The sequence below is a fragment of the Aminobacter sp. P4_D5 genome, from assembly GCF_056401815.1.
In genome coordinates this window covers 1-635 of sequence record NZ_JBFUIP010000903.1, presented here as the reverse complement: position 1 = coordinate 635, position 635 = coordinate 1, and the positions used below count along the sequence as shown (strand labels likewise).

At 71.5% G+C, this 635-nt stretch carries 2 protein-coding genes; both read left to right on the top strand.

Translation table 11 applies throughout. From position 1 onward, the window contains the following. Positions 1–401, top strand: a 401-nt coding sequence (locus AC1DWF_RS35700; RefSeq protein WP_476843184.1) for an OmpA family protein, incomplete at its 5' end; no start/stop codon positions are given. Next, positions 398–635, top strand: a 238-nt coding sequence (locus AC1DWF_RS35695) for a uracil phosphoribosyltransferase (protein ID WP_476843183.1), incomplete at its 3' end; no start/stop codon positions are given. The genes AC1DWF_RS35700 and AC1DWF_RS35695, both read left to right, overlap by 4 nt.

Here is a 635-nt window from a genome sequence, read left to right as displayed (position 1 = left end):
GTCCGGAGCTGCGCATCGTGGGCGACCGCTTCATCTTCCAGTCCGAGGTGCTCTTCCCGCCCGCCTCGGCCGAACTCTCGGCCGCGGGCCAGCAGCAAATCCGCCAGCTCTCGCGCGTGCTCTTTGACATCGCCTCCCGCATTCCGACGGAGATCCCTTGGCTGCTGCGCGTGGACGGCCATGCCGACCGCAACCCCATCCGCAGCAACCGCTACGCCACCAACTGGGAGCTGTCCGCCGCCCGTGCCATCGCGGTCGCGAATCTGCTCATGGAGGCGGGGCTGCCGGCCAACCGCGTGGCTGCCGCCGCCTTCGGCGAGCACCAGCCGATCGACACGGCCGACTCGCCCGAGGCCTACGCCCGCAACCGACGCATCGAGCTCAGGCTGACCGACCGATGAGCATCCCTCTCCACATCCCCGACCATGCGCTGCTGCGCGCCAAGCTCACCCGCATCCGGCGGCGCGAGACGGACAGCGCGACCTTCCGCCGCATCCTCGCCGAGATCGGCGCCATCCTGACCAGCGAGGCCCTGCGCGACCTCGACGAGGCGGAGGCGGGCATCGAGACCCCTGTCGGCCCGATGCGCGCGCCGGTCCTGGCCGCGCCGGAGCCGTGCCTGGTTGCGATCCTGC